Source organism: Gilliamella sp. LMG 34359, from assembly GCF_984569085.1.
The window spans coordinates 400627-415055 of the sequence record NZ_OZ474906.1 but is presented as its reverse complement, the minus strand read 5'-3'; the positions used below and the strand labels follow the sequence as shown (position 1 = coordinate 415055).

At 34.6% G+C, this 14429-nt stretch carries 16 protein-coding genes; 11 read left to right on the top strand and 5 right to left on the bottom strand.

Going from position 1 to position 14429, the window contains the following annotated elements; translation table 11 throughout:
- Nucleotides 1–9 precede the first annotated feature (9 nt).
- The 5 genes from flhA to flgA all read right to left on the bottom strand — a co-directional run bounded on the left by flhA (nucleotide 10) and on the right by flgA (nucleotide 4911).
- Nucleotides 10–2097 carry a flagellar biosynthesis protein FlhA gene (flhA, locus tag AC5LXV_RS02055; RefSeq protein ID WP_110434884.1) on the bottom strand — a complete coding sequence of 696 codons (2088 nt, stop codon included), beginning with the start codon at nucleotides 2095–2097 and terminating at the stop codon, nucleotides 10–12.
- Nucleotides 2098–2122: 25 nt separating this feature from the next.
- Nucleotides 2123–3253, bottom strand: coding sequence for a flagellar biosynthesis protein FlhB (gene flhB, locus AC5LXV_RS02050; RefSeq protein WP_493452720.1), 1131 nt, complete (start codon nucleotides 3251–3253; stop codon nucleotides 2123–2125).
- Between the two features lie 143 nt (nucleotides 3254–3396).
- Entirely contained in the window at nucleotides 3397–3831 is a 435-nt protein-coding gene (locus tag AC5LXV_RS02045; protein ID WP_110434886.1) for a flagella synthesis protein FlgN, read from the bottom strand.
- Nucleotides 3832–3853: 22 nt separating this feature from the next.
- Nucleotides 3854–4153: a flagellar biosynthesis anti-sigma factor FlgM gene (gene flgM, locus AC5LXV_RS02040; RefSeq protein WP_493467247.1), complete on the bottom strand. Its 300-nt coding sequence runs from the start codon at nucleotides 4151–4153 to the stop codon at nucleotides 3854–3856.
- 83 nt (nucleotides 4154–4236) lie between these two features.
- Nucleotides 4237–4911 (bottom strand): flagellar basal body P-ring formation chaperone FlgA, encoded by a 675-nt coding sequence (gene flgA, locus AC5LXV_RS02035; RefSeq protein ID WP_493467246.1) that lies wholly within the window; start codon nucleotides 4909–4911, stop codon nucleotides 4237–4239.
- A 155-nt stretch (nucleotides 4912–5066) separates the two neighbouring features.
- Here flgA and flgB point away from each other — a divergent pair, with 155 nt between their 5' ends.
- From flgB to AC5LXV_RS01980, 11 genes are all read left to right on the top strand, one after another.
- A complete protein-coding gene (gene flgB, locus AC5LXV_RS02030) occupies nucleotides 5067–5477 on the top strand; it encodes a flagellar basal body rod protein FlgB (protein ID WP_110434889.1) in 411 nt (136 codons plus the stop codon).
- A gap of 5 nt (nucleotides 5478–5482) precedes the next feature.
- Nucleotides 5483–5887 (top strand): flagellar basal body rod protein FlgC, encoded by a 405-nt coding sequence (gene flgC / locus AC5LXV_RS02025; RefSeq protein WP_110434890.1) that lies wholly within the window; start codon nucleotides 5483–5485, stop codon nucleotides 5885–5887.
- 13 nt (nucleotides 5888–5900) lie between these two features.
- Complete coding sequence (locus tag AC5LXV_RS02020; protein WP_493467245.1) at nucleotides 5901–6626, top strand: flagellar hook assembly protein FlgD; 726 nt, start codon at nucleotides 5901–5903, stop codon at nucleotides 6624–6626.
- A gap of 16 nt (nucleotides 6627–6642) precedes the next feature.
- A complete protein-coding gene (gene flgE, locus AC5LXV_RS02015) occupies nucleotides 6643–7854 on the top strand; it encodes a flagellar hook protein FlgE (RefSeq protein ID WP_493467244.1) in 1212 nt (403 codons plus the stop codon).
- A 14-nt stretch (nucleotides 7855–7868) separates the two neighbouring features.
- A complete protein-coding gene (locus tag AC5LXV_RS02010) occupies nucleotides 7869–8624 on the top strand; it encodes a flagellar basal body rod protein FlgF (protein ID WP_110434893.1) in 756 nt (251 codons plus the stop codon).
- Nucleotides 8625–8642: 18 nt separating this feature from the next.
- Nucleotides 8643–9425 (top strand): flagellar basal-body rod protein FlgG, encoded by a 783-nt coding sequence (flgG, locus tag AC5LXV_RS02005; RefSeq protein ID WP_110434894.1) that lies wholly within the window; start codon nucleotides 8643–8645, stop codon nucleotides 9423–9425.
- 21 nt (nucleotides 9426–9446) lie between these two features.
- Nucleotides 9447–10124, top strand: coding sequence for a flagellar basal body L-ring protein FlgH (locus AC5LXV_RS02000; protein ID WP_493445641.1), 678 nt, complete (start codon nucleotides 9447–9449; stop codon nucleotides 10122–10124).
- Between the two features lie 11 nt (nucleotides 10125–10135).
- Nucleotides 10136–11245: a flagellar basal body P-ring protein FlgI gene (locus tag AC5LXV_RS01995; protein ID WP_493467243.1), complete on the top strand. Its 1110-nt coding sequence runs from the start codon at nucleotides 10136–10138 to the stop codon at nucleotides 11243–11245.
- Between the two features lie 27 nt (nucleotides 11246–11272).
- A complete protein-coding gene (locus tag AC5LXV_RS01990; protein WP_110434897.1) occupies nucleotides 11273–11806 on the top strand; it encodes a rod-binding protein in 534 nt (177 codons plus the stop codon).
- 15 nt (nucleotides 11807–11821) lie between these two features.
- Nucleotides 11822–12847 (top strand): flagellar assembly peptidoglycan hydrolase FlgJ, encoded by a 1026-nt coding sequence (flgJ, locus tag AC5LXV_RS01985; RefSeq protein WP_493467242.1) that lies wholly within the window; start codon nucleotides 11822–11824, stop codon nucleotides 12845–12847.
- A 1120-nt stretch (nucleotides 12848–13967) separates the two neighbouring features.
- Nucleotides 13968–14195 carry an integrase core domain-containing protein gene (locus AC5LXV_RS01980; protein WP_493467956.1) on the top strand — a complete coding sequence of 76 codons (228 nt, stop codon included), beginning with the start codon at nucleotides 13968–13970 and terminating at the stop codon, nucleotides 14193–14195.
- Nucleotides 14196–14429 lie beyond the last annotated feature (234 nt).

Below are 14429 nucleotides of genomic sequence, written 5' to 3'. Positions count from 1 at the left end.
AATGTGTTATCACATGTCGCTGCCAATTTGATATGTCACTTTAATTTCTCGGTTATCAGTTATTTCTAAGTTTGATAATACCGCCAGTTGAGGGAAACTAGCTCTTAAAAATTGCGAAAGCATAGCCCGCAATGAATGATTAACCAATAAAACAGGTGGAGCACCAATTGCATCTTGTTGATGAATAGCTTGTTTAACTTGATTAATAATATCTTCCGCTAAACCCGGTTCAACATTACTGGTATTTTGTAAAGCCTGTAATAATAATCGTTCTAAATTGATATTTAATCCGATGACTCTTATAGGCCCAGCCCCTGGGAACCACTGCTGAGTAATAACTCTTCCTAAAGCTATTCTAACCACGCTCAATAAATGGTATGGGTCATTTTGGTTTGGAGCCTGTTCACAAATTGTTTCAATAATTGTGCGCATATCACGAATTGATACTTTTTCAGCCAGTAAGTTTTGAAGAATTTTATGGAAAGTAGTTAATGGCACTACATCAGGAATAAAATCCTCAACTAATTTAGGTACTTCTTGTTTTATTCTATCTAGTAATTCTTGTGTTTCTAGACGACCCAATAAGTCACTCGCAAATTGAGTTAATAAATGATTGAAATGGGTAGCAATCATAGTGCTGGTATCAACAACGGTATAACCCAATATTTGCGCCTTTTCTCTGTCGCCTTTATCTATCCAAAACGCCGGCAAACCAAAAGCTGGTTCGGTAGTTGCAATACCTTCTATGGTTTCGGTCACTGTACCTGGGTTGATTGCCAACCATTTGTTATTCATAATTTCGCCTTGGCCAACTTCACCACCTTTTATGAAAAATTTGTATTGGTAAGGTGATAATGAGAGATTATCGCGAATATGAATCTGAGGCGGTAAAAAACCTAATGTTTGCGCAAACTTTTTGCGCAAACTACGAATTCGACCAAGCAATTCACCATTTTGGTTTTGATCAACCATAGGAATGAGTCCGTATCCAACTTCCATCGCTAAGCTATCTTCAATACTAACGTCAGTCCATGAAGGTTCGATGCTGGCTGGTTTGGTCGCTTGTTCATTGGTTTTGGTTTTATCAACTGATTTTTCGTTTTTCTTTTGTTTGCTTAACCACCAAGAAATTAGTGATAAAACTGCAGTAAACATTAAAAATACCAAATTTGGCATACCTGGAATAAGTCCAAGCAAACCAATAACCACCGCTGTTAAAATCAATACTTGTGGATTATTAAACAGCTGTTTAAGCATTTGGTCACTAATGTTTTCTTGTGAGGAAACCCGAGTCACAATAACACCAGCAGCGGTTGAAATAATCAATGAGGGGATCTGTGCAACTAAACCATCACCAATAGTTAGAAGTACATAGGTTTGACTAGCATCCGATAACGTCATACCATGCTGAATAACCCCAACTAATAAACCACCAACAATAGTAATGACCATAATTAGTAAAGCGGCAATAGCATCACCACGTACGAATTTACTTGCCCCATCCATTGACCCATAAAAGTCAGCTTCTTGGGTAACTTCTGCACGTCGTGCTTTAGCTTCGTCTTCACCAATCAATCCTGCATTAAGATCAGCATCAATTGCCATTTGTTTGCCTGGCATACCATCTAATGCAAAGCGAGCACCAACTTCAGCTATCCTACCGGCACCTTTAGTAATAACCATAAAGTTGATGATGACTAAAATAACAAAGACAACAATACCAATAGCAAAGTTACCACCAACCAAAAAATGGCCAAACGCTTCAATAACTCGACCTGCGGCATCACTACCGGTGTGTCCTTTTAATAATACCACCCTCGTTGAGGCAACATTGAGTGATAAGCGCAATAACGTTGCAAAAAGCAAAACAGTAGGAAATGCCGCAAAATCTAAGACTCGCTTAGTAAACAATGCAACAATTAAAATGATAATTGATAATGCAATATTAAAAGTAAAAAACAGATCCAAAACAAATGCTGGTAAAGGTAATACCATCATTGAAAGAATCAATAAAATTAGCAATGGCCCAGTTAAAATTTGATAATGACCTTTCTTTAATGCATTTATTGATAATAAATTAGTAAATTTTGATTTCATCATAACAATAGAGTGTTGCCTTTATTTATTCATTCACTGATAAAGATTCAGGGATCGTAATATTTGTCGGTTTGCGTGGCTTATCACCACCATGTTTATACCAACGTTTTAATTGATAAACCCACGCTAAAATTTGCGCAACAGCCGCATAAAGTTCTGTTGGGATATTTTTTCCTATTTCACCATAGCGATATAATGCACGAGCTAGAGGTGGAGCCTCTAATTGTGGAATATTATGCGCTTTGGCAATTTCTTTAATTTTGATAGCAATATTATCGGTACCTTTGGCTAAAAGTTTTGGTGCCGACATAGTTTTTTCATCATATTGTAGCGCTACGGCATAATGGGTAGGGTTAGTTATAATGACATTTGCTTTGGGAACATCTCTCATCATTCGACGTCTTGACATTGCTTGTTGTATTTGACGAATACGGCCTTTGATTTGAGTATTTCCTTCTTGCTCTTTAAACTCATCTTTAACTTCTTGTTTTGACATTTTTAATTTTCTGAAATTACTCCAGATCTGATAAAAAATATCAAACCCAACCATAGGTATTAATGCTAAAACACACAATAGTCCAGAATAGATAATCATCTGCATAGCATCTGATAATGCATTATTTAAATACATATTCGGTAGCGAAAGCATATTTGAAAATTGATTTAATAAAAAAAGTGATGCAACAAAACCGATTAAAACCACTTTAAGAATACTTTTAAATAGTTCTGATAAAATCCGGATACCAAATACTCGTTTGAAACCATTAATTGGATTCAATTTACTAAAATCGGGTTTGATTGATTGTAAGCTAAAAAGTAAACCACCAACACTAAGTGGTGCAATGATAGCTATAATTACAAGTCCAAAAAAAATAGGAAAAATTGCCCAAAATCCAGCACTTAACAAATCAATTAAATTGAAGATAATTTGTTTATCATCATCGGTTCGGTAGGCAACCAAGATGGCTTGTTTAATAATTGTTTTTAACTTCGCGACAAAATTTGCACCCATTGACAAGAACAGCATGATACCAACTAGTAATATAATTAACGATGTCAATTCACGAGATCGCGGAATTTGTCCCTTTTCCCTAGCTTTTTTTAATTTACTTTCGGTGGGTTGTTCACTTTTATCTAGATCACTATCATCAGCCATATCTTAACTAAATCAATTTTATTATCTAATTATCGTTTACCTTGATAACACAGTATGAACTCAACTTGATAAAGTTATTGGCTTAATAAGACCATAATTTAACGGTTATTTATCTCGTTTACCGTTAGATAACATCAAAAAGATTAAACTTTAGCGCGTTCAGAAGAAATAGTTTCTGATTGTTGATAACCATTATAAGTATAAACAGAGGGATTATTCATGTTTTTCAAATAATCGATTGATTTTTGAGTCACGTTCATTCGATTTTGAATAAGTATACCATTGTCTCGATTAATTTGAGCTAATCGCTGCGTCATATCTGTAATTGCTTGCCATTTTAAAGCTATCTCTTGGTTTTCACTATAAGGTGATTGCATATTGTATTGCTGACTTACTTTTAGTCGTTTTTCATCAACTAACTTTAACTCAATAAGCAATTGGCTTTTTTGATTTATAACTTCACTCAATTGATTTATTGAACTATTTTCAATTAATATTTGCTGTTCAGCTTCTAAAATAACTGAAAGATCCTGCAACATAACCGTTATACTATTAAAAATGTTATCTAATTCTAACATGACGACATTCCTTCAATAATAATTAGCAGTCAATATGTTCAAATGTTTGCTTAATAATTTCATCAGCAATTTTATGTGGGTTGATGACTAATTTACCTTCAGTAATGGCCTGTTTAATCTTTTCAATTTTATTGATATCAATATCATTCTCAGTGGAATGTAACATTGCTATAGTATTTTGGTTCAATTTAACATTACTATTAAACGTCAAACTACTTGATTGTAGAGTAGATATCTTGGCTTTCTTATTTTGCTTATTTATTAGATTACGATTAGGTAGCCCAGATACGGTAGTTACCTTTTTTGTTGCTTCTATACTCATAATATTCCTTCAATTAATGTTATGATTATGGTTTTATAGGATAGTTAATCTAATTATCGGCAAAAATCAAAAAATCATTAATATTATTTATTCAAAATTATGATGCCATCTTCAGAGACAACACCCTCTACAACATTACCCGTATTAAGTTTAACATTTATTAGTTCACCTAACGCACCATTACTAAGTGTTTTACCATTACTAGTAATTGAATAACCCTCACCATTAACAATCACTTTTACAGTCTGGCCAGCTTTAACATACCAGTTTTTTTGCAACATTGAATTTTTTATCGGTTCACCATTATCGATATTACGTAAAGCAATATGATTTAACACCTCAGATTTATTCAAAATAATATTTGGCGGTAATTTATCCAACCGACCAGATTGCATTTTCAACAGTTGCTCCGTCATTAGCGCTCCAGCGCCTATTGATTGATTGGCCACCACATAACTACCGGTTACAGCAACATAAACCTGAATATATTTAGTGCTATTTTCACATTTGGCACTAATCGTCAAATTTCCCCATTGCTTATTTTTATTTAAAATCGTTAGTCTTGGTGCATCACAATTCAATTCAGGCTTCAAATTCGGATAATCAATAGTAATATTTTCAACATTAGTATCACTAATTTGTTGATAAACTAGATCGCTAATCTGTTTTTCAATCTGTTTTTCTAGTGAAGTGGCTAAAACTATTTTTGAGCTACCCAACACACAAAAAAAGCATATAAATTTAATAAAATTAGACATATCCGTATTTTTTTAATACCATTTATGATTAAATTTTACTGTATCAAGCAATTATTGAATGTTGAAATAAGGGCAATTTTTATCGTTATTTATACGATGATTTTTTTTTGATTTGCTTAAAATATCTAGATATTGAGAAAAAATGAGATCATTCTATGCTAAATAAATTAGATACTTTTGTTAATTTCCATGAAAAGGCACTAGATGTTCGTGAAAAGCGACAAAACATACTTGCAGCCAATGTGGCTAATAGTGATACGCCTAATTATCAAGCTAGGGATATTGACTTTAATGTTGAATTAAAGAAAGCAATCAATAATCAACATACTTTTAATAGTATAAAGCTTAGTGTTACATCTGCAAGACATATTCAAACAAATATTATCGGTCCCCTTGATTATCGTCTTCTTTATCGTGTTCCTTATCAATCATCGGCGGATGGCAATACTGTCGAAATGGATCAAGAGCGAACGGCTTTTATGGATAACAGTATTCATTATCAAAGTAATTTAACATTTTTAGGTGAACAATTTAAAAATGTAGTTTCCGTATTACAACAAGGATAACTAATATGAGTTTCTCTATTTTTTCTATTTCTGGTTCAGCTTTAATGGCTCAAACTCAACGAATGAATATTAGTGCTAGTAATTTAGCTAATGCCGATAGTATTACCAGTACTTCTGGTCAAGCTTATCGAGCCAAACAAGTTATTTTCGAAGTTGATAATTATGGTTACCAAAATAGCGTAGCTGGGGTAAAAGTATCAGAAGTGATTGAAGACCCAGCACCAATGAATTTAGTATATGAACCTAACCATCCTTTAGCTGATGAAAGAGGATACATACAAAAACCTAACGTAGATGTAGTAGCAGAGATGGTCAATACTATTTCAGCATCTCGTAGTTATCAAGCGAATGTAGAAGTGATTAATACAGCAAAAAGTTTAATGCTAAAAACACTTACCTTAGGGCAATAAAAGGGCTTAATTAATGGGTATTTCAAATGTGACAGTATCTGGAACACCAAATACCGCAACACCTCAAACGGTAAAAAAAGGGACATCAGATGGTAACTCTAGTCAGGAATTACAAGATAATTTCCTGACTTTGCTTATTGCCCAAATGAAAAATCAAGATCCGACCAATCCTATGGACAATAGTCAGTTAACCTCGCAACTTGCGCAAATTAACACTTTAGCCGGTATTGAACGGCTTAATACCACTTTAAATGTCGTCTCAGGTCAAATTGACGATAGTATGTCGGTTAATGCAAGTAATATGATTGGCAAAGGGGTCATGGTTCCTGGTAATAAAATTTTAGTCGCCTCATCAAATAGTGGTGATGAAGGATCAGAGAGTCAAAAAGAGACAATTATTACACCGTCGGGATTTGAACTTTTAAGTAATGCTGATTCTGTAATTATCACCGTAAGAGATCAAAGCGGTAAAGTTGTGGATGAGATTGATCTAGGTCCAGTTTCGGCTGGAGTTTGTACTTTTACTTGGACGGGCAAACTTAATGATGAAACGCAAGCTCCAGATGGAAGTTATACGTTTTCGGTCGAAGCTAGCTCTGATGGGAAAAAAATACCATCAACACCATTATCTTACTCGTTTGTCTACGGAATAATTAAAAGCAAAGTTAACAACCAAATATTACTTGATTTAGGAATACTTGGTTCAATTAGTATTGACGAAGTACGTCAAATTCTTTGAAGGAGAATAAGTTAATATGGGATTTTCTCAAGCAATTAGTGGTATGAATGCCGCATCAAAACACTTAGATGTTATTGGTAATAATATTGCCAACGCAGCAACTGTGGGCTTTAAAAGTTCTAGCATCGCATTTGCTGATTTCTATGCTGGCTCAAAAGTAGGAATGGGCGTTAAAATTGCCGATGTTATGCAAAATTTTAATGATGGTATAACAACAGCAACGAATAATAATTTAGATGTCGCAATTTCAGGTAACGGTTTTTTCCGCTTAACTGATAGTGGCGGACAAGTCTACTATAGCCGTAACGGTCAATTTCAATTAGATGCTGAACGTAATATTATATCAACTGAAGGCTTCCATTTAACAGGTTATCCAACAACCGGTATGCCACCAAAAATTCAGCAAGGGGCAACACCTGTTCCATTACAGATTTCGCAAGTAATGTTGAATGCAACAGCAACGACTAAAGCTTCTATGCAAATCAACTTAAATTCAAATAACAAAGTACCTGTAAGGTCGCCTGTCAATGAAAAAGATTCTGATAGCTTTAACTATTCAAACACGATCACAACTTATGACTCCTTAGGTAATCAACATAATGTTCAACTTATTTATGTAAAAACCTCTGATAACCATTGGGATGTTCATTATATTGATAATAGTGATCCAAGCGCCACTCTTCAACCATTAGGGCAAATGGAATTTGACACAGCAGGTAGATTAATTAGTAATCCAGATATGACTATTAATGTTAATGGGATAAATGGTTCAGCAAATAATACTTTTACCTTGACATATCAAAACAGTACCCAACAAAATTTAGGTAAGGAAGCCGGTAGTGTTAAATCTCCTTACGCTGATGGTTTTGCTGCAGGTGATCTGGTTGGCTTTAATATTAATGATGATGGCACAATTTATGGTGTTTATTCTAACCAACAAACAATGATATTAGGCCAGATTGCGATGGCTGATTTCGCCAATCTTAATGGATTAGAACCAGCGGGTAATAATAACTGGCGATCAACCATTAATTCTGGTGGAGAAGTATTAGGCATAGCCAATACAGGGACTTTTGGCATATTAACTAGTGGTGCAGTTGAAGCATCTAATGTTGATATGAGCCAAGAATTAGTCAATATGATTGTTGCTCAACGTAATTATCAATCTAATTCTCAAACCATTAAGACTCAAGATCAAATACTTAATACTTTAGTTAATTTAAGATAATTTAAGGAATATTTATGGATCGCGTTATTTATACTGCTATGTCTGGTGCAAGCCAGACATTAAATCAACAGTCCATAACCAGTCATAACTTAGCTAATGTATCAACAGTGGGCTTTCGTGCTCAATTAGTGGCTATGAAAGCTGTTCCCATTGTAGGTAGTAGTATGCAAACAAGGACTCTGGTTGCCGCAACCACGCCAACATACGATTCAACAATGGGAGCATTTAATTACACTGGACAAAATTTAGATGTTGCCTTATCTCAAGACGATTGGCTAGCAGTGCAATTACCTGATGGCAGTGAAGGATATACACGTAATGGTGCAATTCAAATTGATGAAGAAGGCACTCTTAACATTAATGGCTATCCATTACTTGGTGATAATGGCGTATTAACTGTTCCTCAGAATTCACAAGTTACGGTTAGTGCAGACGGGACTTTATCAACTTTAGGTGCTGGCGATATGCCCACTACCATTGCTCAAGGGGGAAAAATAAAAAAAGTTCACCTTGAACGTAATGAAATTGTGCGAGGTGATGATGGTTTTTTCCATGCAACTGAAGCAACAATTAATAACCGTGGAGCAGTGTTAGAAGATAATCCTAACGCCAAGCTTATGTCTGGGGTATTAGAAGGCAGTAATGTTAATCCCGTTACTGCAATGGTGGATTTGATTAGTCATGCTCGTCAATTTGAAATGCAGATGAAACAAATTTCTACTGCAGATGAAAATGCACAAAGAGCTAATCAAATATTATCATTAACTTAATTAAAATAGGAAAAAATAATGATTAAATCATTATGGATTGCAAAAACTGGTTTAAGTGCGCAACAAATGAATATGGATATAATTTCCAATAATCTAGCCAATGTTAGTACTGGTGGCTTTAAACGCCAACGTGCAGTTTTTGAAGATCTGTTATATCAAACTATTCGCCAACCTGGCGCACAATCATCTGAACAAACAACATTACCTTCTGGATTACAAATTGGTACCGGCGTTAGACCTGTGGCAACAGAACGTATCCATAGCCAAGGCAATTTAGAATTAACGGATAACAGTAATGATGTCGCTATTAACGGACAAGGTTTTTTCCAAATTCTAATGCCTGATGGAACACTAGCCTATACGCGAAGTGGTGCTTTTCAAGTTAATCAAAACGGTCAGTTAGTTACCGCTACTGGTTATGAGCTTCAACCAACAATTAATATTCCAACAAATGCCATCAAAATGACTGTGGCACGAGACGGTATTGTTAGTGTTACTTTGGCTAACCAAACAACCCAAGTGCAAATCGGTCAATTGACATTACATACGTTTATTAACGAAACAGGACTTGAAAGCATTGGTGAAAATCTTTATTTAGAAACCGAAAGTTCGGGGGCTCCAACTGAAAATACGCCAGGTTTAAATGGTGCTGGATTACTCTATCAAGGTTATCTTGAAACATCTAACGTGAATGTTGCAGAAGAGCTAGTTAACATGATACAAGTACAACGTGCTTATGAAATTAATAGTAAAGCAATATCGGCTTCTGACCAGATGTTGCAACGTTTAAATCAGTTATAAATCTAACAAAATGATAGGCATATGAGATATCTTTATATTTTAGTAGCACTATTTTTAGTTGGTTGTAGCCAATTACCTAAAAAACCGTTGGTTGAAGGGCAAACGAGTATTGTTCCTCAAGTAACAGTGATTGCAAATTCGAGTGGCTCGATTTTTCAAGCTTCACAACCAAGTAGTTATGGTTATCAACCAATGTTTGAAGATCGCCGGCCACGCAATATTGGAGACATACTAACGATTGTTCTACAAGAAAACGTTAGTGCTAGTAAAAGCTCATCGATTAATGCTGGCCGTAATGGTAGCGCTAATTTAGGGGTCACGACAGTACCTAAATTTTTAGATGGACTCGTTGGTCGAGGAAAGGTAGATACTGATGTCTCAGGTACTAATGATTTTAAAGGTTCTGGTGGGGCTAATGCAAAAAACACTTTTAGCGGAACGATTACTGTCACCGTTCAAGATGTAATGGTTAATGGTAATTTAAAAGTAATTGGCGAAAAACAAATTGCTATAAACCAGGGAACAGAGTTTATTCGATTCTCCGGTGTTGTTAATCCAAGAACAATAAGTGGTAATAATACCGTTATATCAACTCAAGTTGCTGATGCTCGCATTGAATATGTAGGTAATGGTTACATTGATGAAGCACAAACTATGGGTTGGTTGCAGCGCCTATTCTTAAACCTTTCACCGTTTTAATGAGTCTAAATATGTTTAATAAATTACGTAGTTTCATCTGTTTTATCTTAATGGTGCTAGCTGTTGTACCTTATAGTTATGCAGAGCGAATACGAGATTTAGTTACCGTTCAAGGTGTTCGTGAAAACGCCTTAGTTGGCTACGGAATTGTTGTTGGACTTGATGGTACTGGAGACCAAACCTCACAAACCCCATTTACCATACAAAGTATAACTAACATGCTCTCACAATTAGGCATTACTGTTCCTTCAGCTAGTAACATGCAGTTAAAAAATGTTGCTGCGGTAATGGTAACAGCAAAATTGCCTTCTTATGCTCGTATTGGACAACAAATTGATGTGGTTGTCTCTTCATTAGGTAATGCGAAAAGTCTACGTGGTGGTACATTAATTATGACGCCATTAAAAGGCGCCGACAATCAAGTTTATGCCATTGCGCAAGGTAATCTTTTTGTTGGTGGTATGGGCGCAAGCACTAGAGGAAGTCGAGTAAGTGTCAATCAAACAGCGGGAGCAGCGATTCCTGGTGGAGCGACAATTGAAAGAGAATTAACCACTCGTTTAGATGAAGAAAGGACTATTCACTTACACCTTAACCAATTTGACTTTACTTTAGCAGCTAAAATCGCAGAAGCAATTAACAAGGTGCAGAAAAATATCGCCGTTCCTTTAGATGGTATGACAGTTAAATTAATCATGCCACAAGACAGTCAAACAAGAGTTAAATTATTATCTAAAATTCAGAATCTCGAAATTAGCTCAACGCCAATTTCAGCCAAAGTTGTGATTAATACTCGCACTGGCGTGGTTGTGATGAATCAAAGAGTTCAATTGGACAATTGTGCGGTTGCTCATGGTAATTTATCAGTTGTAGTAAATAACCAATTAAGAGTTAGCCAACCGAATACCCCATTTGCTGGAGGTAGAACTGCCGTTGTTCCTGATAATGAAATTAGCATCCAACAAGATGGTGGTGCACTACATAATTTAGGTTCTGGCGCCGATTTAAACCGAGTTATTAGCTCACTTAACCTATTAGGCGCAAATCCTACAGAATTGATGTCGATACTTGAAGCATTAAAAAGCGCAGGTTGTTTACACGCCTCATTGGAAACGATTTAAAGTAAAATTTTAAAGTAGGATATTGATATGAAAAATATAGTAAATCACTCTATTAATCGTTTTGCTTATGATTTTTCAAACATTAGCCAATTAAGACGCGAAGCAGTTAGTGGGTCAAGTGAAAGTATCAAAAAAGTGGCTGATCAATTTGAGACATTATTTATAAATATGATGATGCAATCTATGCGCAAAGCTGTGCCTAGTGGTGGTTTATTTAACCAATCTTCAATGCAATTATTTACCTCAATGTTTGATCAACAAATTGCTCAGCAAGCAGCTGGTAAAGGTTTTGGGTTAGCCGACATTATTGCCAAGCAATTAACTAATCAATCAAACAGAGCGGTTAATATTAACAAGCAATCTGAAACTGATAATAGTAACCAAACTAATAAACGATTAGCACAATCACTATTTGGTGATGATTATCAATCATCAAATTTAACACCTGAAGCATTAGGTCAAATACTTTACCAGCAGTATAAGACCAATAATCTAACTCAAACTGATACTAATGAATTATCCTTGCAAACAGCACTTGATGGTCTTAATAAAGGTCGATAAAGTAGAATTATTGATATGAAAAATGTAGTAAACCAGGTCATTAATCGCTTTACTTATGATTTTTCAGACATGAGCCAATTAAGGCCCAACGTAGTTGTTCGATCAAGTGAAAATATCAAACAAGTTACAGATAAGTTTGAAACACAATTTACGAATTTGTTGGAGCAGTCCATACCCAAAACCGTTACTCATAACGAGTTATCTGAGCAATCTGCAATGCAATTATTTACCTCAGTATCTGATAAACAGATTACTCAGGCTGCAACAGATAAAGGTTTTGGACTAACCAATGATATTAGTAAACAATTAAATAACCAATCAAACACACCGATTAATATTAATAACCGGCAATCTCAAGCTGATAACAGTCAAAATAACATACAATTAGCACAATCCTTATTTAGTGATAACCAATCAAATTTATCACCTGAAGCATTAGGCCTAAGGCTTTACCAGCAATATAAAGCCAATAACTTATCTAAGCCTAACGAGTTAGCTTTACAAAACTCAAACAATGACTTGGATAAAGATCATATCACTCAATTTGTAGTCGAGTGGTTTGAAACAGCTAAAAAGGCTTCTAAAGCTTATGGTATTCCCTATGAAGTTATTATTGCTCAAGCTGCTTTAGAAACAGGCTGGGGTAAAAATCTAATAAAAACAACTGATAATCAATCAAGTTATAATTATTTCGGTATAAAAGCAACTTCGTCATGGAAAGGTAATTCAACTCGCTCAACAACTCGAGAATTTATAAATGACAGCATGGTGAAAATTCAAGACGAATTTAGAGTTTATAACAGTAAACAACATGCATTAGCTGACTATCTTAATTTACTAACCAAAAATCCCCGCTATCAGGATGTTGTTAACGCACCTGATGCCAGAGCCGCCGCCAAGGCGTTGCAACAAGCACGTTATTCAACCGATCCTAACTATAGCGATAAGTTGATTCAAATTATTAGCCGTATTGAAGATATTACAAAAAAAACACCACCAAAATCGATATCTGGTTTTAAACATATTGCTTTTAAAGAGTAGTTTATAAAGACAACTAGCTGATATTAAATTAGGTTAAGTTATTGGCCTTATGTTGTTGGTAAAACCTTAGGTCTAATGCCGTAATGATATATATGATTTGTTATCATAAATAATGATTGTGCAAATCATATATTAATTTAATAGGTTGATATAGGGTAACTAATATTGATCGATATACTTGGCTGATTGTTTAGCTATAAATGATATTCACTACCTTTTTAACTACCTCTTTAACTAATTCTAAAAATAGTACATAAAAAAATAGAAAATTCTCGATAATATTTTTAAGGAGAATTTCAATATGAAAAAATTGTCAGAGCATTAAATTGTTTCAATTTTAAAATAAGCTGAAGTTGGCATCCTTTTCAAAAATCTTTGCCGTAAATATGGTGGTAGCAATCTTCGGAGATTAAGCGGTTTAAAACAACTGTAAGCTGAAAATCGTAAACTCAAACAGCTCTATGCCCAATTAAGTTTGGCCTCTCACTGCAACAAGAAATAATAAACAAACTTTAGTGCCGACGTCTGTTCGTAAGAGTAGAGCACAAACACTACATTCACAATACTGTATAACAATTTAAATGAGTTATACTATTGTGAATTTAAGTCGCTGTGCTTACTACTTACTACCAACCTAAATCGGCAGATGACGCTATAATTATTTCGTTACTTAAGTCAATAACAGATAAGCATTGACGTTGCAGATTTCTTAACTGTTTTTATCGAACCAGAAAACAGGAATATATATGGAATTATAAACGAGTTTATCGGGTTTATTGGCAGTTAAAACTCAATATCCGTTCTAAACGCAATAAACGATTGCCCAACGTTATCCAGAGCCATTATCAGTATCAAGTCATTTAGGAGAATGTTGGACAATCGATTTTATGAGAGATAGTTCTCAAAAAATCGTCGATTTGGAACGTTTAATGTTATTGGTGACTTTAATCATCAGGCTTTAGGTATTGATATAGTAGTGAGTTTATCGGCAGGTAGAGTTATCCATTATTTATTTAGATAGACTAGCCAATAACATGGTTATTATCCATTAAAAATACGCGTTGATAATGGCGCAAAATTTACCTTAAACAGATTCAGAAACTGAGAAAAATCACATGGAATAACGCTAGATTATATTAAACCTGGTAATCCTTATCAAAACGACTATATAGAACGATTTAACCGGACATATCAAACGGAGAAGTTAAATTGGTATTTATTTAAAAATTGGGAACAAGTAAGAAAAATAACGGAACTGTGGTTAGAGATATATAACACAAAAATACCACAAGAAGCATTAAATAATATGCCGCCAATTGAATATAGAAACATGAAACAAATAGCATGATGTTCTACTTGATTTGTGTACTAACAATAGGATATTTGCACCGCTAACTCTACCAATTGCTTGCTATTAATTTGTCAAACATTGCCATACTCAATTATATTACAATTGATCAAAGAGACTATCAGCTATAATAACTTTTGGTAAAAAATGCTTTATCATAATCATAAATAATGTTTAAAACTGAGCTGTAAATTTTTGTTTGATATGCTTATTGCATCCATAAATTGGATCCAG

Excerpts from the sequence above, each read along its gene's own strand:
- AC5LXV_RS02010 (WP_110434893.1), top strand. The coding sequence starts at position 7,869 with ATGGATCGCGTTATTTATACTGCTATGTCTGGTGCAAGCCAGACATTA.
- flgG (WP_110434894.1), top strand. The coding sequence starts at position 8,643 with ATGATTAAATCATTATGGATTGCAAAAACTGGTTTAAGTGCGCAACAA.
- AC5LXV_RS02000 (WP_493445641.1), top strand. The coding sequence starts at position 9,447 with ATGAGATATCTTTATATTTTAGTAGCACTATTTTTAGTTGGTTGTAGC.
- flhA (WP_110434884.1), bottom strand. The coding sequence starts at position 2,097 with ATGAAATCAAAATTTACTAATTTATTATCAATAAATGCATTAAAGAAA.
- flgM (WP_493467247.1), bottom strand. The coding sequence starts at position 4,153 with ATGAGTATAGAAGCAACAAAAAAGGTAACTACCGTATCTGGGCTACCT.
- AC5LXV_RS02020 (WP_493467245.1), top strand. The coding sequence starts at position 5,901 with ATGGGTATTTCAAATGTGACAGTATCTGGAACACCAAATACCGCAACA.
- flgJ (WP_493467242.1), top strand. The coding sequence starts at position 11,822 with ATGAAAAATGTAGTAAACCAGGTCATTAATCGCTTTACTTATGATTTT.
- flgB (WP_110434889.1), top strand. The coding sequence starts at position 5,067 with ATGCTAAATAAATTAGATACTTTTGTTAATTTCCATGAAAAGGCACTA.
- flgC (WP_110434890.1), top strand. The coding sequence starts at position 5,483 with ATGAGTTTCTCTATTTTTTCTATTTCTGGTTCAGCTTTAATGGCTCAA.
- AC5LXV_RS01990 (WP_110434897.1), top strand. The coding sequence starts at position 11,273 with ATGAAAAATATAGTAAATCACTCTATTAATCGTTTTGCTTATGATTTT.
- flgA (WP_493467246.1), bottom strand. The coding sequence starts at position 4,911 with ATGTCTAATTTTATTAAATTTATATGCTTTTTTTGTGTGTTGGGTAGC.
- flgE (WP_493467244.1), top strand. The coding sequence starts at position 6,643 with ATGGGATTTTCTCAAGCAATTAGTGGTATGAATGCCGCATCAAAACAC.
- AC5LXV_RS01995 (WP_493467243.1), top strand. The coding sequence starts at position 10,136 with ATGTTTAATAAATTACGTAGTTTCATCTGTTTTATCTTAATGGTGCTA.
- flhB (WP_493452720.1), bottom strand. The coding sequence starts at position 3,253 with ATGGCTGATGATAGTGATCTAGATAAAAGTGAACAACCCACCGAAAGT.
- AC5LXV_RS02045 (WP_110434886.1), bottom strand. The coding sequence starts at position 3,831 with ATGTTAGAATTAGATAACATTTTTAATAGTATAACGGTTATGTTGCAG.